This is a genomic window from Thermoanaerobacterium butyriciformans, assembly GCF_017874545.1.
Taxonomy (GTDB): Bacteria; Bacillota; Thermoanaerobacteria; order Thermoanaerobacterales; family Thermoanaerobacteraceae; genus Thermoanaerobacterium; species Thermoanaerobacterium butyriciformans.
Genome location: NZ_JAGGLT010000036.1, coordinates 11,820 through 31,850, shown reverse-complemented (window position 1 = coordinate 31,850; position 20,031 = coordinate 11,820). Strand labels below are relative to the sequence as shown.

The following is a 20,031-nucleotide window of genomic DNA, read 5'->3' as shown; positions in this document are numbered from 1 at the left end:
ATATATCCATTAATTTCCTTTAAAGTCTATTTTAAAAGCTCTAGGGGAAGTCTGCGCTTTTTTAGCTACTTATATAATAAGTTTTCATAGTAAAAGCATCCTTTCTATAATATGTTTTGCAACAACCTAAATAGAAAGGATGCTGATAAAATGAACAAAAGTTATTTAAAACAAATATTAACTTACTTCTCTAAGATATACCATCTTGGAGAAAAAATCAATACCCTAAAAGATAAAAGAGCAAAATCTTCAGTAAAAATTTCAACAGTTACCTTTGTAGTATTATTTGGATTTATGCTTCAAATAAGGAGTTTTAATAGATTGGAACATTGGCTTAAAAAAGGTAAATTTAAAAAAGTATTACCTAAAAAGACTAAAATTCCTCGTATTGACACTATTAGGCGTGTTTTAAGTAATTTTGATTTATATGGCTTAAATGAGCTTAATAATAGTATAATCGAGACAAGTACAAAAAATAAGGTTTTTAGAAAAGGAACTATAGATGGACTAAAAGTTGTTGCAATAGATGGTGTAGAGTTATTTGAAAGCACTAATAAGTGCTGTGATAATTGTCTTACACGAGTCCAAAAGGACGGGATTACTCATTACTTTCATAGGTCAGTAATATGTGCAACTGTAGGTTCTGATCCACATCTTATCATAGGTCAGGAAATGCTTGAACCTAAAAGAGATGCTTCAGATAAAGACGAAGGAGAAATCACAGCAGGCAAGCGTCTAATTAGAAAATTGCATAAAGAATTTCATCATTTTGCAGACATTATAGTAGCTGATGCATTATATTGCAAATCTACCTGGATTAAAGAAGTATTATCAATAGGGATGGATGCAGTAGTAAGGGTTAAAGATGAAAGACTTAATATAGTTAAGGATGCACTTGGTTTATTTAAGTGTCGAGAAGCAGATAAAGAATGGACTGTTAAGAAAAAAAGTAACAATTATATTAAAATAAAGGCCTGGGACGAAGACAATTTTCAAATGCCTAATTCCGACATAGAAGTAAGGTTTATAAAATTTATAGAGGAGATACATAGCTCAAGCAAAGTAGAAATAAAAGAATCATGGATAATAACTACATCTAAAGTTACTTCAGTAGAAACCCTATGGAAAATAATACATAAAAGATGGGAAATTGAAAACAATGTTTTTCATCAACTAAAAACAGAATGGCATTTAAATCACTGTTTTCTGCACAGTCCTGAGGGTGTAGAAACTGTGTTAATGTTTATAATAATAGCATTTAATTTGATGCAATTATATTTCTTCAGGTGTATAAGAAAATTTAGGGAAAAGCATATGCTTCAAATAGATATTATTGAAGATATAAAAGATGAGATATTTATCATCGAAACTGGATGGAGAAATCCACTGTTTGTGAAGACATAATTTGAAACAAAACTGGAAATTCATTATTAAGATCTGTGGGGTAAGGGGAAAGTATAACTTTTTTAGCATCTAAATGGATTTACTATTACCATATATTCAACTAAATATAAAATATAAAAATTCTTGTAAAAATAAATTTTTTGCTGGAATTTTGATGCGAAATCTCTGAAAATATAAAATATATATTGACAATTATATCATAATATAATATATTAATGTGTGGATAACGCACGTTCAAGGATCTTAAAACTGGTGCCTAAATGGTCGTTTTAAGAGATGATTTGAACGGAGGAATAACCAGGAGGTGAAAATATGTCAGTAATATCAATGAAACAATTATTAGAAGCAGGCGTACATTTCGGCCATCAAACAAGAAGATGGAATCCCAAAATGGCTCCGTATATCTTTACCGAAAGAAATGGGATATATATAATAGACCTTCAAAAAACGGTAAAAAAGATTGAGGAAGCTTATGACTTTATTAAGGAAGTTGTCTCAAATAATGGTACAGTTTTATTTGTAGGTACCAAAAAGCAGGCACAGGATTCAGTTAAAGAAGAAGCAGAAAGATGTGGAATGTATTATGTTAATCAAAGATGGCTGGGTGGAATGCTAACCAACTATAAGACAATTAGAAGCAGAGTTGAGAGACTAAAAGAATTAAAACAAATGGAAGAAGATGGAACTTTTGAAGTTTTGCCTAAAAAAGAAGTTATCAAGCTTAGAAAAGAAAAGGAAAGACTTCAAAAGTATTTAGGTGGAATAGAAGATATGAACGGAATTCCATCAGTATTATTTGTTGTGGATCCTAAAAAAGAAGCAATAGCTATTGCGGAAGCTAAAAATCTTGATATTCCTATAGTAGCCATCGTTGATACAAATTGTGATCCTGAAGAAGTAGATTATCCAATACCAGGAAATGATGATGCAATTCGCGCTGTAAAACTGATAGCTTCAAAGATAGCCGATGCTGTAATTGAAGCTAAACAGGGTGAACAATTAACTGCTGTTGAAGAATAATTTAATTGTGGTAAGGAGTTTTCTTGTCCTTACCATAAATTATATTAAGGATGGAGGTTAAAAAATGATTTCTGCACAACAGGTTAAAGAGCTTAGAGAGCGTACTGGAGCAGGTATGATGGATTGTAAAAGGGCGCTTACTGATTCTAATGGAAATATTGAAAAAGCTATTGATTTATTGCGGGAAAGAGGATTAGCAGCAGCTGCAAAAAAAGCTGGTAGAACAGCAAATGAAGGACTAGTCGACTCATATATTCATGGTGGAGGTAGAATTGGTGTTCTCGTAGAAGTTAATTGTGAAACGGATTTTGTTGCAAATACAGATGATTTCAAGTCTTTTGTAAAAGAAATATGCATGCAAATCGCTGCAGCAAATCCGCAGTACATAAAGAGAGAAGATGTACCACAAGAAGTCATTGAAAAAGAAAGGGAAATTTTAAAAGCACAATCATTAAATGAAGGTAAGCCACAACAAGTCATTGACAAAATTATTGAAGGACGTCTGGAAAAATTCTACAAAGAAAATTGCCTATTAGAACAACTGTATATAAGAGATGATAGTAAAACAGTAAAAGATTTATTAAACGAATTAATTGCTAAACTTGGTGAAAATATAATAATCAGAAGATTTGTTAGATTTGAAAGAGGAGAAGGTATTGAAAATCCTCAAGAAGAAGAATAAAATTAAATAGGCAACCAAAATAGGACACGGTTGTGTCCTATTTTTAATAGAACTATGAAGGATTTTTAATATTTTTATAGAATAATAAAATGAGGTGTTCTAATGTCTGTAAAATACAAACGGGTAATATTAAAAATATCAGGAGAAGCTTTATCTGGTAGTGCAGGTTATGGAATCGATTTTGGAACTGTTAATTTAATTGCTGATCAAATAAAAGAAGTCAAAGAAATGGGAATTCAAATTGGCATTGTGATTGGAGGTGGTAATATTTGGAGAGGTAGAGAAGGTATAGGTATGGATAGAACTACCGCTGATCATATGGGTATGCTTGCTACGGTTATCAATTCTCTTGCTTTGCAAGATGCTTTGGAGCGAAGAGGTGTAGAAACAAGAGTGCAAACTGCTATTGAAATGAGACAGATTGCCGAGCCTTATATTAGAAGAAGAGCTATTAGGCATCTTGAAAAAGGAAGAGTTGTGATTTTTGCAGCAGGTACAGGTAATCCTTTCTTCTCTACAGATACGACAGCCTCTTTAAGAGCTGCTGAAATAGATGCTGAAGTAATTCTGCTTGCAAAAAAAGTAGATGGCGTTTATGATAAAGATCCTATGAAATTTAAAGATGCGATAAAATTTGACAAATTGTCGTATCTTGATGTATTGAACAAAGGACTTGGTGTGATGGATTCGACCGCAACTTCTCTATGCATGGACAACAATATACCAATTATTGTTTTTAATTTAACTGTGCCAGGCAATATAAAGAATGTAATAATGGGTCAAAAAATAGGAACAATTGTTAAGGAGGGATAACAATGGATGATTTATTAAAAAATACCGAAGAGAAAATGAAAAAGTCTATAGCAGTTTTAAAAAGCGAGTTAGTGTCGATTAGAGCCGGCAGAGCAAATCCTTCACTTTTAGATAGGATTTCGATCGATTACTATGGAACTATGACACCAATAAACAAGTTGGCAACAATTACAGCACCAGAGCCAAAAGTCATAGTAATACAACCATGGGATACATCAAAAATTTCAGAAATTGAAAAGGCTATTCAAAAATCTGATTTGAATATAAATCCTACTTCTGATGGTAAAATAATCAGATTAGTTTTCCCAGATTTAACAGAGGAAAGAAGAAAAGAGCTTGTTAAACTGGTCCATAAAAAAGGAGAAGAAGCTAGAGTCGCAGTAAGGCAGATTAGACGAGATGCTAATGATGTTATTAAGAAGATGGATAAAAATGGAGAAATATCTGAAGATGAAAAGATAAAAAAGGAAGAAAATGTACAAAAACTTACTGATAAATATATAAAAGAAATAGATAAAATTTTAGAGCAAAAAGAAAAGGAGATACTGGAATTTTGATTGATATCATTGGCTATGATATTGAAACTGTTAAACAAATTTTAGATAAAAACAACATTAAATATAAAATAGTAATAACTGAACCTGTAAAACACTATAAAGGATATCAAAAGCGTGTTTTAAAAACGAAGTTTGAAGAAGGTATATTATCGGTTATAGCAGCTGAATTTTAACCCCCTCGCACGAGGGGGTATTGCCCATATTATAAGGAGGAAAATTAATGAGCTTTATTATAAATCGAAGGAAAAATACTGCTCACGAAATGGAAAAGAAATTAGATATGAATAATATTCCAAAGCATGTGGCAATTATAATGGATGGCAATGGCAGATGGGCGAAAAGAAGAGGATTTGTAAGGACACTTGGACATAGAGCTGGTATGGAAGCAGTAAAAAGAGTAGTTAAGGCATCATCTGAAATTGGAATCAAGTATTTAACATTATACGCATTTTCAACAGAAAATTGGAAAAGACCTGCAGACGAGGTAAATGGATTAATGAATCTGTTGATCGAATATTTAGGACGCGAAATAGATGAATTGAATGAAAATGACGTAAAATTAAATTTCATTGGCGATTTATCAAAAATACCTGAGAAATGTAAAATCAAGGTTAAAGAATCAGAAGAAATAACAAAAAATAATAAAGGACTTGTTTTAAACATAGCTTTAAACTATGGTGGAAGAAATGAAATAGTCAACGCTGTTAAAAAGATAAGTAAATCATTGTTAGATGGCAAAATAAAATTAAATGATATAGATGAACAAATCATTGCTGATAACCTGTATACAGCAGGACAACCTGATCCAGATTTAATCATAAGACCTAGCGGTGAACTGAGAATCAGCAATTTTATGTTATGGCAATCTGCCTATTCAGAATTATGGTTTTCTGATATATTATGGCCTGATTTTGATAAAGATCACCTCATAGAAGCTATAGTTGATTATCAAAAGCGAAACAGACGGTTTGGCGGTATATAAATTAAGGAGTTGAACTTATGTTAAAAAAAAGGATATCAAGTGCAATAATTGGCCTTCCTTTGGTTTTCATAGCATTAATAGCAGGTGGATGGTATCTAAGGCTATTTTTAGCAGCAATAAGCCTTATGGGATTAAACGAATTTTATACTGTTTTCAAAAATATCAATATAAAACCAATAAACTATATAGGGTATATAGCAATTTTATTTTTTTATGTTTTAGGATATTCTTACAATACCATGGATGTTATTATATTAATAGCCATAATCATTTTTACTGTGCCAATATTGCAGAGAAAATATAATTTAGAGGATACTTCAATTACAATGGCAGGTGTTATCTATATAATTTTCTTTTCTTATATAGGAAAAATAAGAGACATTAATAATGGGTACTTGTTGGTATGGCTTATATTTATCATATCATGGTTAACAGATACTTTTGCATATTTTGTAGGAAAACATGTTGGTAGAAATAAATTATGTCCTAATATAAGTCCAAATAAAACTTTCGAAGGTTCTATAGGTGGTATAATAGGTTCTCTAATAGGTTGTCTTATTTTTACATATTTATTTAAAGAAAAATTGCAGATAAATATTTTTTACATAATTGCTTTAAGCATTACCGGAAGTCTAGTAGCTCAGATAGGTGATCTTTTTGCTTCATTGATAAAGCGAAATTGCAATACAAAAGATTTTAGCAAGATTATCCCTGGTCATGGCGGTGTTTTAGATAGATTTGATAGCATTTTATTTGTATCTCCATATATTTATATCTTTTTTACGTATGTCTACAGATGAAAGGAGCATAACATGAAAAATATAGTTATATTGGGTTCTACAGGTTCTATTGGTACGCAAACTCTTGATGTAGTAAGAAAGTCAAACGAATTTCGAGTTATTGGATTAACGTGTTATAATAATATTGAACTTATGAAGAAACAAATTGATGAGTTTAAACCGAAATTTGTAGCTGTGAAAGACACAACATATGCAAAAAAATTGAAGGATATGATTGACGACAGTACAGTGATACTTTCTGGTGAAGATGGAATAAATGAGATAGCTTCTCTGCCAGATGTTCAAACTGTTGTAGTAGCTATTGAAGGCATTGCGGCACTTGTACCCACTATAAAAGCAATTGAAGCGGGACATGACATCGCACTTGCGAATAAAGAATGCTTAGTTACAGGTGGACACATAATTAAAAGACTGGCAAATGAGAAAAATATAAATATACTTCCTGTTGATAGTGAGCATAATGCAATATTTCAATGTATTCAATCTGGTAAAAAAGAGTTCGTAAATAAATTGATTATCACTGCATCTGGAGGACCATTCAGAGGTAAAACGGTGAATGAATTAAAATACGTTACTGTTGAGGAAGCTTTAAAGCACCCTAATTGGAAAATGGGGAAAAAAATTACCATTGACTCTGCTACACTGATGAATAAAGGCTTTGAGGTGATAGAAGCTAAATGGCTTTTTGATATGCCTATAGATAAAATAGAAGTTGTCGTACACAAAGAAAGTATAATTCATTCAATGGTGGAATTTATAGATGGTAGTATTATTGCAGAAATGGCAACACCGGATATGAGAATACCAATACAATACGCACTTAATTTTCCAAACAGAAAATATATAGACGGTGTTTCTTATCTTGATGTAACAAAGATTGGAAATTTGTCCTTTGAAAAACCAGATATTAATACGTTTAGATGTCTTCGACTGGCATATGACGCATTAAAAGAAGGTGGAACGATGACAACTGTATTAAATACGGCAGATGAAGTAGCAGTTCAAATGTTTTTAAAAAAAATAATTTCTTTTAATGATATTCCTTATATAATAGAAAAATATATGAATAATCATAAAAACATCATTAATCCAAAATTAAATGATATAATAGAAGTAGATAGTGAAATAAGGGCAAAAATTAAGCGTGAGTATATGAGGTGATAGATAAGTGATATTTTTTTACATTGTTGTAAGTGTAATTGTATTGAGCATTTTAGTCACGATCCACGAGTTTGGACATTTTATAGTCGCAAAATTGTCTGGCACAAAAGTTAATGAATTTGCTGTTGGCTTTGGACCAAAGATCTTTTCGAAAAAATATGGTGAAACAGAATATTCATTTCGAATAATGTTATTTGGTGGTTTTTGTGCTTTAGCAGGTGAAGATGAAATATCTAATGATAAAAGAGCTGTAACTAATAAACCTTGGTACACAAGGCTAGGAATTTTTGCAGCTGGGCCTTTAATGAATATATTATTGACTTTTATCATTCTGATTATGGTTTTCTACATAGTTGGAAGTCCAGTGCCGATTGTTAGTTCTACCATAAGCGGATATCCCGCAGAAAAAGCCGGAATCATGCCAGGTGATAAAATAGTAATGATAAACAATACAAAAATAAATGATTGGGATACATTACAAAATATAATTAATTCAAATAATGGGATTAAACTAAAACTTACGATAGAAAGAGATAACGTAATTTTAACTAAAACTATTGTACCTACTTATGATAAAAATGCTTCAAAGCCAATGATAGGAATTGTTCCTCAGTATAAAAGATCTTTAGTTTTGGCTTTTAGTACTGGTACGAAGCAGGCAATCTTTTTTTCTAAAATGATAATTTTATCCTTGTACATGCTTATAACGGGTAAAGTATCTGCAAATGATTTGATGGGTCCAGTTGGCATAGTTCAAGCCATTGGTGCAGAGGCAAAGTCTGGTATACTGAACTTAATGACATTTGCAGCACTTATAAGTGTTAATCTGGGTTTATTTAATCTATTGCCATTCCCAGCATTGGATGGTGGTAGGATTTTATTCGTGCTGATAGAAAAAATCAGAGGAAAACCTGTCGATCCGGAAAAAGAAGGTTTCGTCCACTATATTGGCTTTATATTGTTGATTGCGCTTATGCTTTTTGCTACATACAGAGATTTGATTCGAATAAATATCTTTAAATAAAAGGTGATTATATGAGAAAAAAAACAAAAGAAGTAAGGATCGGAAACATATATATAGGGGGAAACAATCCAATTGCTCTACAATCAATGACAAATACAGATACAAAAGATATAGAGAAAACTGTCAATCAAATTAGAGATTTACAAAATGCTGGTTGTGATATAGTACGTGTAGCAGTGCTTGATTTTGAAGCTGCAAACGCCATTAAGGGAATAAAAAGGGAAATTAGCATTCCTATTGTGGCAGATATTCACTTTGATTATAGGCTTGCAATTGAGGCAATAAAAAATGGAGCAGATAAAATTAGGATAAATCCTGGCAACATTGGTGGAGATGATAAGCTTAAATTAGTAGTAGCTGCAGCCAAAGATGCAGGAATTCCTATAAGAGTAGGTGTTAATTCTGGTTCCTTGGAAAAAAATATTTTAAATAAATATGGTGGCGTAACGGCAGAGGGAATTGTAGAAAGTGCACTAAAAAGTGTCTCTTTATTAGAAAAGTGTGGCTTTTATGATATAGTGGTATCTTTAAAAACCTCAAATGTCCCCCTTACAATAGAATCGTATAAACTAATTTCAGAGAGAGTAAATTATCCGCTTCATGTTGGTATTACGGAAGCTGGAACAATTTTTTCAGGAGCTATAAAATCTTCAATTGGCATAGGAACATTGTTGTATATGGGTATTGGGGATACTATCAGAGTTTCATTAACTGGCAATCCTCTTGAGGAGGTAAAAGTAGGTAAGCAAATATTAAAATCATTGGGATTATCAAAAGGAGGCGTAGAAATAATTTCTTGTCCAACATGCGGAAGGACTAAAATTGATTTGATAGATTTAGCCAAAAAAGTTGAAAAAGCAACGGCAAACATTAAAGAAGACATAAAAGTTGCTGTAATGGGATGTGCAGTTAATGGTCCTGGAGAAGCGAAAGAAGCAGATATAGGAATAGCTGGAGGTATTGGAGAAGGCCTTATTTTTAAAAAGGGGAAGATAATTAAAAAAGTTCCAGAAGATAAGCTTTTTGATGAATTTATTAAGGAACTTAACGATATATTGAAGGAGAAATTATAATGATATCTGTAATTATACCTGCGTATAATGAGGAGAAAAATATAAAAAATGTCTTATACGTACTTAAAAAAATCAATATTATAGATGAAATAATTGTGGTAAATGATGGTTCAACAGATGACACTGAAAAAGTAGTTTCTCTTTTTGAAGTTAAACTTATAAATTTAAGGACAAATTTAGGCAAAGGTGCTGCGGTAAAAAGAGGGATCCAAGCTGCTAATGGGGATTTCTTGGTTTTGCTTGATGCGGATCTTATCGGTTTTACTCCAGAGCACTTTAATAAATTAGTGAAACCTGTTTTGGAAAACAATTGTGACATGACGGTTGGCGTATTTTCATCTGGAAGAAAAAGAACAGATTTAGCACAAAAAATAGCACCTTTTTTGTCTGGACAGAGAGCTTTAAAAAAGGATTTATTTATAGAGTTTATAAATGATAAAGATATAGATATTTTAAAATATGGAATAGAAGTTGCACTGACAAAATATGCAAAAGAAAAACATTTAAGAGTACAACATGTACAGCTAGAGAATATGACACACATTATGAAAGAAGAAAAACTAGGTTTTATCAAAGGTTTTAAAGCCAGATTAAGGATGTACAAAGATATTTTAAAGGTATGGATGTAAGGAGTGCATTTAAATGCTACCTTCTTTTTTTAAAGAAGATCTCGGTATAAACGATATAGAAGTAAATAAAATAAGCCTTTCCTTGAAAGAAAAAAAGCTTATATTGTATTTACCTTTTAATTTAGAAAAAGAAATAACAAAATTAGAAAATTTAAAATCCACTATTAAATCAAAAATTCCCCAGTTACAAAATATAGAGTTTAAATTTAAAAGTTCAGATTCAGATATCAATAATATTTCTTCGATTATAAGTGATCATTGGGAGGATATTGTAAAAAGAGCAAGTGAAAAATACCCTGGAACATTAAGTTTTATAAAGTCTTGTGATATCTGTATAAAAAACAACCAACAGGTCTTAATAAAAGCGTCAAATGAAGTGGCCTATAATTTCTTAAAGAAAAATAAAATCAATATATATATTTGTGAATTGATAAAAAAATATTATGGTTTAAATGTAGAACTTATTTTGGATTTTGATGAGTCATTAAATAGCAAGGTTAATAAAAAAATACAAAAAGACGAAGAAATGATTGTAAATAATATAATTACATCTCCAACTGAAGATGTACAGAAGGCTGCAAGCAATGTCAATAATGATGACAAAAAAGTATTACTTGGCAAAGAGATAAATTCAGAAGTCATAAAAATTTCTGAAATATCTCAAGAAGGCGATGATGTAACAATACAAGGAGAAATATTTGCATTAGAATATCGCGAAATCAAATCTAAATATTTGATGACATTTGATATAACAGATAACACGTCATCATTTTCAGTTAAAGCATTTTTAAGTGATGAAAAGTATAATGCAACTAAAGATAAATTAAGTGTAGGAAGCTGCGTTAAGGTACGTGGAACTGTCATATACGATAAATACGAAAGAGATTTAATTATAAATGCAAAGGATATTGAAATTGCTGAAAAAATCATGAGAATGGACAATTCACCAGAAAAAAGAGTAGAATTGCATGTACACACGCAAATGAGCAGTATGGACGGCGTAAGTTCTGCTGAGTCTTTAATTAAAAGAGCATCTGAGTGGGGGCACAAGGCTATAGCGATAACAGATCATGCAGTCTTACAAGCTTATCCTGAAGCTCAGAGTGCTGCTAAAAAATATGGTGTCAAAGTCATCTACGGTGTGGAAGGCTATCTTGTCAATGATGGTGTTCCGATCGTCAGTGGAAATGCATCTGGAACTATTGATGACAGCTTTGTCGTATTTGATATTGAAACAACTGGTTTATCAAGTATCAATGATAGTATTATTGAGATTGGTGCCGTTAAGATAAAGGATTGCCAAATAATAGATACATTTGAAACTTTTGTAAATCCACAAATTCATATATCAAGATTTATAACAAAATTGACTGGAATAACAGATGATATGGTTAATGGATATCCACCAATTGAAGAAGTTTTGCCTAAATTTTTGGAATTTATAAAAGGTTCTACTCTTGTTGCTCATAATGCAAATTTTGATGTGACATTTATAAAGACAAAGGCTAAAAATATTGGAATTGAAGTAGACAATCCTGTTTTAGATACTTTGGAGTTAAGCAGACATATGTATGAAAATTTAAAAAATTACAAACTTGACACAGTAGCACAGTATCTTGGAGTTTCACTTGAAAATCATCATAGAGCTGTAGATGATGCTAGAGCAACTGCTGAAATTTTTCTTAAAAGTATTGCTAAACTAAAGGAAAATGGAGTATATAAAGTAAATGAAATAAATAGTTATTTAAAGAATAAAGTTGACATTAAAAAAATGCCTACATATCACGTAATAATACTTGTAAAAAATCAGAAAGGATTAAGAAATTTATATGAATTAGTATCAAAATCTAATTTAGAGTATTTCCACAGGAATCCAAGAATTCCTAAAAGTTTATTAACACAAATGAGAGAAGGATTGTTAATTGGTTCTGCTTGTGAACAAGGGGAAGTTTTTAGAGGATTGATATCAAATTTTGATGACGACAAATTGCAAGAAATAATTAGGTATTACGATTATCTTGAGATACAGCCTCTAGGCAATAATGAATTTTTAATCGATAAAGGTGAAGTAAAAAGCAAAGAAGAACTGATAAAAATAAATAAACGCATTTATGAACTTGGAAAGCGCTTTAAAAAGCCTGTTGTTGCAACATGTGATGTCCATTTTTTAGAACCATGGGATAACGTGTATAGAAAAATACTTATGTACGGGAAAGGATTTAAAGATGCTGATAGACAACCTCCATTGTATTTTAGAACAACAGAAGAAATGTTAAGTGAGTTTAATTACTTTGATGAAAAAACTGCTAAAGAAATAGTTATTGACAATCCTAATAAAATAGTTGAATTAATAGAAGATGTTAAACCAATTCCTGATGGTACTTTTCCTCCGTCAATAGAAGGCGCAGAAGAAGAATTAAGAAAATTGACACTTAATAAAGCGCATGAAATATATGGTGAAAAGTTGCCAGAAATAGTGGAAAAGAGGTTAGACAAGGAGTTAAACTCTATCATAAATAATGGCTATGCTGTGATGTATATTATTGCACAAAAATTAGTTACAAAATCTTTAAATGATGGTTACTTAGTCGGTTCGAGGGGCTCTGTTGGTTCGTCATTTGTGGCAACTATGAGTGGAATAACAGAGGTAAATCCATTGCCACCACATTACATATGCCCTAAATGTAAATATTCCGAATTCGTTTTAGACGGAAGTTATGGTTCCGGTGTGGACATGCCTGATAAAAATTGTCCAAATTGTGGTACAAAGATGAAAAAGGATGGTCATGATATACCATTTGAAGTATTTCTCGGCTTTGAAGGTGATAAGGAACCTGATATAGATCTCAATTTTTCTGGCGATTATCAACCAATAGCTCATAAATATACGGAAGAAATCTTTGGCACAGGACACGTATTTAGAGCAGGTACTATTGGTACATTAGCCGATAAAACTGCTTATGGATTTGTCAAAAAGTATTTTGAAGAAAAAAACTTATTAGTCCACAATGCAGAGATTAAAAGATTAGTTATGGGTTGTACTGGTGCAAAAAGAACAACCGGCCAACATCCTGGAGGTGTCATGGTAGTACCTAAAGACAAGGATATTTATGATTTTACACCAATACAGCATCCTGCGGATGCACAAGATTCTGATATAATAACAACCCATTTTGATTATCATTCTATAAGCGGAAGATTGCTAAAACTCGACATATTAGGTCATGATGATCCGACGGTAATTAGAATGTTGGAGGACTTGACAGGTGTTAATGCAAGAGAAATACCATTAGATGATAAAGAGACGATGAGTTTATTTACAAGTGTTGACGCGCTTAATATTAAGCCAGAAGATATAAATTGCACAGTTGGCACTTTGGGTCTGCCTGAATTTGGTACCAGATTTGTAAGGCAAATGCTTGTAGATACTAAACCTACAACATTTGCTGAGCTTGTCAGAATTAGTGGTCTTTCGCATGGCACTGATGTATGGCTAAATAATGCACAGGACATTATAAAAGAAGGTAAGGCAACCCTTAAAGAAGTAATCTCTACGAGAGATGACATAATGTTGTTTCTTATCAGCAAAGGAATGGATAAAAAATTGTCATTTAAAATAATGGAAAGCGTTCGAAAAGGAAAAGGCATAAAAGATGAAGAAATTGAAGAGATGAAAAAACATGATGTTCCAGATTGGTTTATTCAATCTTGTAAAAAAATTAAATATATGTTCCCTAAAGCACATGCTGTTGCATATGTAATTATGGCTTTTAGAATTGCTTATTTTAAAGTACATTACCCAGAGGCGTTTTATGCAACATATTTTACTGTTAGAGCGGATGAGTTTAACTTAGATATAATGAATTCTATAGAAAAGATAAAAGAGAATATAAGGTTGATTGAATCAAAAGGAAATAATGCTACAGCTAAAGAAAAGGGACTATTGACAATACTAGAAGTTGGACTAGAAATGTATTTAAGAGGTCTAAAATTTACTGATGTAGATTTGTATAAATCTGATGCAATTAAATTTCTTATTACTAAAGACGGTATATTACCTCCATTGAATTCTTTAGAGGGAATTGGGAAACAGGCTGCAAAAATAATAGCAGAAGAAAGAAAAAACGGTAAATTCCTGTCTATAGAAGATTTAAGAAACAGAACCAGAATCAGCAAGACGGTAATTGAGATTTTAAAACAGCACGGATGTTTGCAAGATATTCCTGAGTCAAATCAATTAAGTTTATTTTAATGTTGCATTGGTTATTTGTGTATGTTATAATTGTTATGGCAAAATAGAAATTAAACTTAAGAGTGGGATTTCCCACTCTTTCGTATTATATAATTGTATTTTTTACACAAAATTAATTAAGGATATAAGATAAGGAGGTAATCAGATTGTCGAAAATTGAAGAGCTGACAAGAAATCTTGTTGCTCCTGCTATAGAGAAAAACAATTTTGAATTGGTTGATGTTGAATACAAAAAAGAAGGTAACAATTGGTATTTAAGAGTTTATATAGATAAGAATGGGGGAGTTACTTTAGACGACTGTCAAATAATTAGTGAGTATCTTAGTGAAAAGCTTGATGAAGTGGATCCAATAGAAAATAGCTACATACTTGAAGTATCATCACCTGGTATAGATAGACCATTAAAGACCCAGAGAGATTTTGATAAATTTAAAGGCAGTTTAGTTGAAGTTTCATTATATCAGCCAATAGATAAAAAGAAAAAGTATGAAGGAGAGCTTGTGGGATTAATTAATGACAAAGTAGTAATAACGGACAATGGTAAAAGAAAAGAGTTTGATATTAAAGATATAAGTTTAGTTAAACCTGTAATTAAATTTTGAATTGAAGGAGGGAGATTAATGAATAGTGAATTTATTGAGGCACTTGATCAAATTTGTAAAGATAAAGGTATCCCTAAAGACACGATGTTTGAAGCAATTGAGGCTGCTTTAGTTTCAGCATATAAAAAAAATTATGGAACTGCTCAGAATGTAAAAGTAAAAATGGATAGAGAAACCGGCGATGTTAAAGTTTATGCACAAAAAACTGTTGTTGAGAATGTTTATAATGATTTATTCGAAATAAGTTTAGAAGATGCTCAAAAGTTAAGTAAAAAATATCAAGTTGGTGATGTCGTTGATATCGAAGTTACACCAAAATCTTTTGGAAGAATAGCAGCTCAAAATGCGAAACAAGTTGTTGTTCAGAGAATAAGAGAAGCAGAACGTGGCATAGTATATGAAGACTTCTTGAGTAAAGAATCAGAGATTGTAACTGGAATAGTAGAAAGAATTGAAAGAAAAAACGTACTGGTGGATTTAGGGAAAGCCGAAGCGACATTGACACCGAATGAACAGATACCAAATGAGACTTATAATCATGGAGACAGAATAAAAGTTTATATAGTCGAAGTAAAAAAGACAACAAAAGGGCCACAAATACTGATTTCTCGTTCACATCCTGGCCTTGTAAAAAGACTTTTTGAAATGGAAGTGCCAGAATTACAGCAAGGAATTGTGGAAATACGCAGTATATCAAGAGAACCAGGTTCAAGAACCAAAATGGCTGTATACACGAAAGATGAGAATGTAGATCCAGTGGGTTCTTGTGTTGGATATAAAGGTGCTAGGGTACAAGCGGTTGTAAATGAGTTGAAAGGTGAAAAAATAGATATTGTAAAGTGGAGCTCAAAACCACAAGAATTTGTGACTAATGCTTTGAGTCCGGCAAAAGTTTTAAGTATAGATATTGATGAAAAAGAAAAAATAGCCAGAGTTGTTGTTCCCGATTATCAGCTTTCTCTTGCGATTGGCAAAGAGGGACAGAATGTAAGACTGGCTGCTAAATTAACAGGATGGAAAATTGATATAACAAGTGAATCTGCGTCCAAATCTTAATGTCGGGGTGGTGAATATGAAGGCAAAAAAAATTCCTATGCGAATGTGCCTTGGTTGTCAAGAGATGAAACCAAAAAAAGAACTATTGAGAATAGTCAAAAAAGCTCATAGCAATGATATCCAAGTCGATCTTACAGGAAAGATGTCAGGAAGAGGTTGCTATATATGTAAAAACATTGATTGTCTTGAAAAGGCTTTAAAGTCAAAAAAAATAGAAAGAGCATTAGAAACTTCGCTGACTGAAGATATTATTGAGCAAATGAGAAAAGAGGTTTCAAATGAATAAATTTTATTCAATGTTGGGATTGTGTAGAAAGGCTGGTAAGTTATTAGCTGGAAGTTTTGGGGTTGAAAAAGGCATTGTCAATTTAAAGGTTTGTCTAGTTGTAATATCTGCAGATGCTTCCGATAACACAAAGAAAAAATTTATAAACTTATGTAATAGAAAAAACATTCCCTATTTAATAGTAGGAAACAAAAAAGATATAGGAAAAAGTATAGGGAAAGGTGATACAGCAGTAATTGGCATTACAGATGTTAATCTATCCAACAAATTAACAATTGAGGCAGAGGAGGTTCTAACTAATGGAGGTGAATAAAATGTCAAAAACTAGAGTTTATGAATTAGCGAAAGAATTAAAATTGACTAGTAAAGAATTGATATCAAAACTTAATGATTTAGACATTAATGTTAAAAACCATATGAGTACTTTAGAAGACGATGAAGTAAGTTTAATAATAGATTTGTTAACCGAAAAGGAAGAAACAGAAACAGATGATTTAGTAGATGAATATGAAGAACTCAATGAAAAACCTTCAAAGAAATCTACAAAGAAACAGAAGAAATCTGATAGCAAAAAAGCTAAAGAAAGTAACATGAATGTACAGCAGAATGATACGGTTAAGATAATATCAATACCTGCCTTTATTACTGTTAAAGAGCTATCTGAAAAAATGAAAATAAACCCATCAGACATCATTAAAAAATTAATATCAAGAGGAATAATGGTGACAATAAATCAACAAATAGATTACGAAAATGCATCACAAATTGCTGAAGAATATGGCTTTTTACTAGAAAAAAAAGAAGATAACGAAGATAATCTTGAGATTATAGATAAAGAAGACGATGAAAAAGATCTACTTCCTAGACCACCTGTTATAACAGTTATGGGACATGTAGATCATGGAAAAACCTCTTTATTGGATGCAATCAGGAAAACAAACGTTACTCAACGTGAAGCCGGTGGAATAACGCAGCATATTGGTGCATCTGTAGTAGAAATAAATGGAAAAAAAGTTGTGTTTTTAGATACACCTGGACATGAAGCATTTACAGCCATGAGAGCAAGAGGCGCTAGTGTTACAGATATTGCAGTACTAGTTGTTGCTGCAGATGATGGTGTAATGCCTCAGACGATAGAAGCAATTAATCATGCAAAAGCTGCCAACGTTCCTATAATTGTTGCAATAAACAAAATTGATAAACCGAATGCAAATCCGGATAGAGTGAAACAAGAATTAGTTGAACATGGCTTAGTACCTGAAGATTGGGGCGGCAATACAATCTGTGTCAATGTTTCAGCACAAAAAAATATAGGACTTGACGATTTATTGGAAATGATATTATTAGAAGCAGAAATGTTAGAGTTAAAAGCTAATCCAAATAGGCCAGCTAGAGGGACTATAATAGAAGCACAACTTGATAAAAACAGAGGCCCTATTGCTACAGTTTTAGTTCAAAAAGGAACCCTTAAGACAGGAGATGTAATAATAGCTGGAACCGCTTATGGTAAAGTAAGAGCCATGTTTGATGATAAAGGAAGAAAAGTAAAAAAAGCAACACCGTCAATTCCTGTTGAAGTTTTAGGTTTATCAGATGTTCCAAAAGCAGGTGACATACTAGTAGTATTGGATGATGAGAAAAAAGCTCGGTCGATTGCAGAAAAACGCAAAGAAAAGTACAGAGAAGAAGAAATAATGCAAAAGCAGAAAATATCGCTTGATGAATTGTTTAATCAAATAAAAGAGGGTAGTGTAAAAGAACTTGATATTATTCTAAAAGCTGATGTTCAGGGTTCTGTGGAGGCCTTAAGAAATTCTATTGAGCAATTAAGCAATGATGATGTAAGACTTAGAGTTATTCATGGAGCAGTAGGAGCTATTACTGAAACAGATGTTATGTTTGCTTCTGCTTCTAATGCTATAATAATAGGTTTCAATGTAAGACCTGACAGTAAAGCTAAATCTTTGGCTGAAAAAGAAAAAGTCGATATAAGGCTCTATAGAATAATTTATGACGCTATAGATGATTTAAAAGCAGCAATGAAAGGTATGCTAGAGCCAGAATTCAGGGAGAAAGAGTTAGGCAAAGCTGAAGTTAGAGCTGTATTTAGAGTTCCTAATGTAGGAAATGTGGCAGGATGTTACGTTATAGAGGGAAAAATAATTCGAAATGCAAATATAAGAGTTGTAAGAGATGGCATAGTGATTTTCGAAGGAAAGATATCTTCTCTGAAGAGGTTTAAAGACGATGTAAAAGAAGTACAGTCTGGATTTGAATGTGGAATTGGCATAGAAAGATTTAATGATATTAAAGAAGGTGATGTGCTTGAAGCATATCAGATGGAAGAAATACCCCGCTGAAAGGATGAATAAAAATGCAGTACAGAAGTGGACGATTGTCGGAAGAAATAAAAAAAGAAGTAAGTAAAATGATCTTTGAAGAAATAAAAGACCCTAGAATCAGTAATATGACAAGTATAACGGATATTGAAGTTACAAAGGATTTAAGGTATGCAAAAATTTATATTAGCGTTTACGGCAATGATGATGAGAAAAAAAGTACTTTAGAAGGGTTAAAGAGCGCAACAGGTTTTATAAGGCATGAACTCGGCAAAAGAATTAAATTAAGATATACTCCTGAATTGATATTTGAAATAGATAATTCGATAGAATATGGCGCACACATTTCAAAAATATTGAGAAACTTAGATAAACAAGAGAGTGAAGACAAATGATTTTAAATGACATATTAGATTCCATAAATGAAGCGAAAGAAATAGTTGCCGTAACACATCTATCACCAGATGGCGATGGCATTGGATGTATTACTGCTTTATATAAAGCAATGAAGAAATTGGATAAGGATATATCTATATTCATCGATGATGTTGTGCCTGATATTTATAAGTTCATGCCGTATACAGATAAAATCACAAGACCGATCAATAAAAAGGCAGATTTACTCATAGCAGTAGATTGTGCAGATGCTGAGAGAATGGGAAGTGGAAAAGAATTATTAAAAATAGTTCCTAAATCAATAAATATAGATCATCATGTGTCAAATACTTTGTACGCTAATATGAATTATGTCGATACAAATGCAGCTTCATCAGCAGAGATTGTTTATCAGTTAATAAAAATACTAGGTATTGATTTAGATCAAGAAATAGCAGAAAGTTTATATGTAGGCGTTGTTACAGACACAGGGAATTTTATGTATAGTTCAACAACATCATTTACTCATGAAGTTGCTGGTGATTTAATAAATAACGGTGTTTCTGTAAGCAAAATTTCTGATATAATTTTTCACAACATAAAATACAGCAAACTAAAATTAATAAGCAAAGCTATAGACAAAATGGAACTTTATTTTAATGAAAAAGTTGCATATATGGAATTAAAAAAAGAAGATTTTATAGAAACGGGAACAAATATTTCAGATGTAGAAAATATCATCAATTTCGGAAGAGATATAGATAGTGTAGAAGTTGCGGTTATGTTAGTAGAGAAAGATGGTTTGGTAAAGGGAAGTTTAAGGTCAAAAAGTTATGTAGATGTAAATAAAGTTGCTAAAGAATTTAACGGTGGTGGACACGCTAGAGCATCGGGATTTTTAAAAAAAAGCAGTATAAATGAAGTAAAAAATAAAGTCTTAGAATTAATAAAAAATGAGCTAAATGAGTGATATTAT

20 protein-coding genes are annotated in these 20,031 nt (G+C 31.8%); all 20 read left to right on the top strand.

Annotation, left to right across the window (positions count from 1 at the left end):
- The first annotated feature begins 150 nt into the window (after positions 1 to 150).
- The 20 genes from J2Z80_RS13360 to J2Z80_RS13265 all read left to right on the top strand — a co-directional run bounded on the left by J2Z80_RS13360 (position 151) and on the right by J2Z80_RS13265 (position 20,025).
- Positions 151 to 1,404, top strand: a complete 1,254-nt coding sequence (locus tag J2Z80_RS13360) for a transposase (RefSeq protein WP_209454829.1) — start codon at positions 151 to 153, stop codon at positions 1,402 to 1,404.
- A 312-nt stretch (positions 1,405 to 1,716) separates the two neighbouring features.
- Positions 1,717 to 2,424, top strand: coding sequence for a 30S ribosomal protein S2 (gene rpsB / locus J2Z80_RS13355; RefSeq protein WP_209454828.1), 708 nt, complete (start codon positions 1,717 to 1,719; stop codon positions 2,422 to 2,424).
- 64 nt (positions 2,425 to 2,488) lie between these two features.
- Positions 2,489 to 3,106, top strand: coding sequence for a translation elongation factor Ts (gene tsf, locus J2Z80_RS13350; RefSeq protein WP_209454827.1), 618 nt, complete (start codon positions 2,489 to 2,491; stop codon positions 3,104 to 3,106).
- 102 nt (positions 3,107 to 3,208) lie between these two features.
- A complete protein-coding gene (gene pyrH / locus J2Z80_RS13345; protein WP_209454826.1) occupies positions 3,209 to 3,919 on the top strand; it encodes a UMP kinase in 711 nt (236 codons plus the stop codon).
- Between the two features lie 2 nt (positions 3,920 to 3,921).
- A complete protein-coding gene (gene frr, locus J2Z80_RS13340; RefSeq protein WP_209454825.1) occupies positions 3,922 to 4,476 on the top strand; it encodes a ribosome recycling factor in 555 nt (184 codons plus the stop codon).
- Complete coding sequence (locus tag J2Z80_RS13335; protein ID WP_209454824.1) at positions 4,473 to 4,649, top strand: hypothetical protein; 177 nt, start codon at positions 4,473 to 4,475, stop codon at positions 4,647 to 4,649. Before frr ends, J2Z80_RS13335 begins: the two co-directional genes overlap by 4 nt.
- 47 nt (positions 4,650 to 4,696) lie before the next feature.
- The gene (gene uppS / locus J2Z80_RS13330; RefSeq protein WP_209454823.1) at positions 4,697 to 5,458 is read left to right on the top strand and encodes an undecaprenyl pyrophosphate synthase; all 762 of its coding nucleotides are present in this window, start codon (positions 4,697 to 4,699) and stop codon (positions 5,456 to 5,458) included.
- A gap of 17 nt (positions 5,459 to 5,475) precedes the next feature.
- Positions 5,476 to 6,258, top strand: coding sequence for a phosphatidate cytidylyltransferase (locus J2Z80_RS13325; protein ID WP_209454822.1), 783 nt, complete (start codon positions 5,476 to 5,478; stop codon positions 6,256 to 6,258).
- A 12-nt stretch (positions 6,259 to 6,270) separates the two neighbouring features.
- Complete coding sequence (gene dxr, locus J2Z80_RS13320; protein WP_209454821.1) at positions 6,271 to 7,419, top strand: 1-deoxy-D-xylulose-5-phosphate reductoisomerase; 1,149 nt, start codon at positions 6,271 to 6,273, stop codon at positions 7,417 to 7,419.
- A gap of 7 nt (positions 7,420 to 7,426) precedes the next feature.
- Positions 7,427 to 8,443 (top strand): RIP metalloprotease RseP, encoded by a 1,017-nt coding sequence (gene rseP / locus J2Z80_RS13315; RefSeq protein WP_209454820.1) that lies wholly within the window; start codon positions 7,427 to 7,429, stop codon positions 8,441 to 8,443.
- Positions 8,444 to 8,454: 11 nt separating this feature from the next.
- A complete protein-coding gene (gene ispG, locus J2Z80_RS13310; protein ID WP_209454819.1) occupies positions 8,455 to 9,516 on the top strand; it encodes a flavodoxin-dependent (E)-4-hydroxy-3-methylbut-2-enyl-diphosphate synthase in 1,062 nt (353 codons plus the stop codon).
- Positions 9,516 to 10,145: a glycosyltransferase family 2 protein gene (locus J2Z80_RS13305; RefSeq protein ID WP_209454818.1), complete on the top strand. Its 630-nt coding sequence runs from the start codon at positions 9,516 to 9,518 to the stop codon at positions 10,143 to 10,145. Before ispG ends, J2Z80_RS13305 begins: the two co-directional genes overlap by 1 nt.
- A 13-nt stretch (positions 10,146 to 10,158) precedes the next feature.
- Positions 10,159 to 14,397, top strand: coding sequence for a PolC-type DNA polymerase III (locus tag J2Z80_RS13300; protein WP_209454817.1), 4,239 nt, complete (start codon positions 10,159 to 10,161; stop codon positions 14,395 to 14,397).
- A 146-nt stretch (positions 14,398 to 14,543) separates the two neighbouring features.
- On the top strand, positions 14,544 to 14,999 hold the full coding sequence (gene rimP, locus J2Z80_RS13295; RefSeq protein ID WP_132775100.1) for a ribosome maturation factor RimP: 456 nt from the start codon (positions 14,544 to 14,546) through the stop codon (positions 14,997 to 14,999).
- An 18-nt stretch (positions 15,000 to 15,017) separates the two neighbouring features.
- Entirely contained in the window at positions 15,018 to 16,055 is a 1,038-nt protein-coding gene (nusA, locus tag J2Z80_RS13290; protein WP_013297893.1) for a transcription termination factor NusA, read from the top strand.
- 16 nt (positions 16,056 to 16,071) lie between these two features.
- Positions 16,072 to 16,341, top strand: coding sequence for an RNase P modulator RnpM (rnpM, locus tag J2Z80_RS13285; RefSeq protein ID WP_013297892.1), 270 nt, complete (start codon positions 16,072 to 16,074; stop codon positions 16,339 to 16,341).
- Positions 16,334 to 16,654, top strand: coding sequence for a L7Ae/L30e/S12e/Gadd45 family ribosomal protein (locus J2Z80_RS13280; RefSeq protein ID WP_209454816.1), 321 nt, complete (start codon positions 16,334 to 16,336; stop codon positions 16,652 to 16,654). The genes rnpM and J2Z80_RS13280 overlap by 8 nt, the downstream gene beginning before the upstream one ends.
- The gene (gene infB / locus J2Z80_RS13275) at positions 16,641 to 18,701 is read left to right on the top strand and encodes a translation initiation factor IF-2 (RefSeq protein WP_280953201.1); all 2,061 of its coding nucleotides are present in this window, start codon (positions 16,641 to 16,643) and stop codon (positions 18,699 to 18,701) included. The genes J2Z80_RS13280 and infB overlap by 14 nt, the downstream gene beginning before the upstream one ends.
- A 14-nt stretch (positions 18,702 to 18,715) precedes the next feature.
- On the top strand, positions 18,716 to 19,075 hold the full coding sequence (gene rbfA, locus J2Z80_RS13270; protein ID WP_209454815.1) for a 30S ribosome-binding factor RbfA: 360 nt from the start codon (positions 18,716 to 18,718) through the stop codon (positions 19,073 to 19,075).
- Complete coding sequence (locus J2Z80_RS13265) at positions 19,072 to 20,025, top strand: DHH family phosphoesterase (protein WP_209454814.1); 954 nt, start codon at positions 19,072 to 19,074, stop codon at positions 20,023 to 20,025. Before rbfA ends, J2Z80_RS13265 begins: the two co-directional genes overlap by 4 nt.
- Positions 20,026 to 20,031: the final 6 nt, after the last annotated feature.

What these genes read in the sequence shown, in the direction of transcription:
- J2Z80_RS13360 (WP_209454829.1), top strand. Translation starts at nt 151, where the DNA reads ATGAACAAAAGTTATTTAAAACAAATATTAACTTACTTCTCTAAGATA.
- rpsB (WP_209454828.1), top strand. Translation starts at nt 1,717, where the DNA reads ATGTCAGTAATATCAATGAAACAATTATTAGAAGCAGGCGTACATTTC.
- tsf (WP_209454827.1), top strand. Translation starts at nt 2,489, where the DNA reads ATGATTTCTGCACAACAGGTTAAAGAGCTTAGAGAGCGTACTGGAGCA.
- pyrH (WP_209454826.1), top strand. Translation starts at nt 3,209, where the DNA reads ATGTCTGTAAAATACAAACGGGTAATATTAAAAATATCAGGAGAAGCT.
- frr (WP_209454825.1), top strand. Translation starts at nt 3,922, where the DNA reads ATGGATGATTTATTAAAAAATACCGAAGAGAAAATGAAAAAGTCTATA.
- uppS (WP_209454823.1), top strand. Translation starts at nt 4,697, where the DNA reads ATGAGCTTTATTATAAATCGAAGGAAAAATACTGCTCACGAAATGGAA.
- J2Z80_RS13325 (WP_209454822.1), top strand. Translation starts at nt 5,476, where the DNA reads ATGTTAAAAAAAAGGATATCAAGTGCAATAATTGGCCTTCCTTTGGTT.
- dxr (WP_209454821.1), top strand. Translation starts at nt 6,271, where the DNA reads ATGAAAAATATAGTTATATTGGGTTCTACAGGTTCTATTGGTACGCAA.
- ispG (WP_209454819.1), top strand. Translation starts at nt 8,455, where the DNA reads ATGAGAAAAAAAACAAAAGAAGTAAGGATCGGAAACATATATATAGGG.
- J2Z80_RS13305 (WP_209454818.1), top strand. Translation starts at nt 9,516, where the DNA reads ATGATATCTGTAATTATACCTGCGTATAATGAGGAGAAAAATATAAAA.
- J2Z80_RS13300 (WP_209454817.1), top strand. Translation starts at nt 10,159, where the DNA reads ATGCTACCTTCTTTTTTTAAAGAAGATCTCGGTATAAACGATATAGAA.
- nusA (WP_013297893.1), top strand. Translation starts at nt 15,018, where the DNA reads ATGAATAGTGAATTTATTGAGGCACTTGATCAAATTTGTAAAGATAAA.
- rnpM (WP_013297892.1), top strand. Translation starts at nt 16,072, where the DNA reads ATGAAGGCAAAAAAAATTCCTATGCGAATGTGCCTTGGTTGTCAAGAG.
- J2Z80_RS13280 (WP_209454816.1), top strand. Translation starts at nt 16,334, where the DNA reads ATGAATAAATTTTATTCAATGTTGGGATTGTGTAGAAAGGCTGGTAAG.
- infB (WP_280953201.1), top strand. Translation starts at nt 16,641, where the DNA reads ATGGAGGTGAATAAAATGTCAAAAACTAGAGTTTATGAATTAGCGAAA.
- rbfA (WP_209454815.1), top strand. Translation starts at nt 18,716, where the DNA reads ATGCAGTACAGAAGTGGACGATTGTCGGAAGAAATAAAAAAAGAAGTA.
- J2Z80_RS13265 (WP_209454814.1), top strand. Translation starts at nt 19,072, where the DNA reads ATGATTTTAAATGACATATTAGATTCCATAAATGAAGCGAAAGAAATA.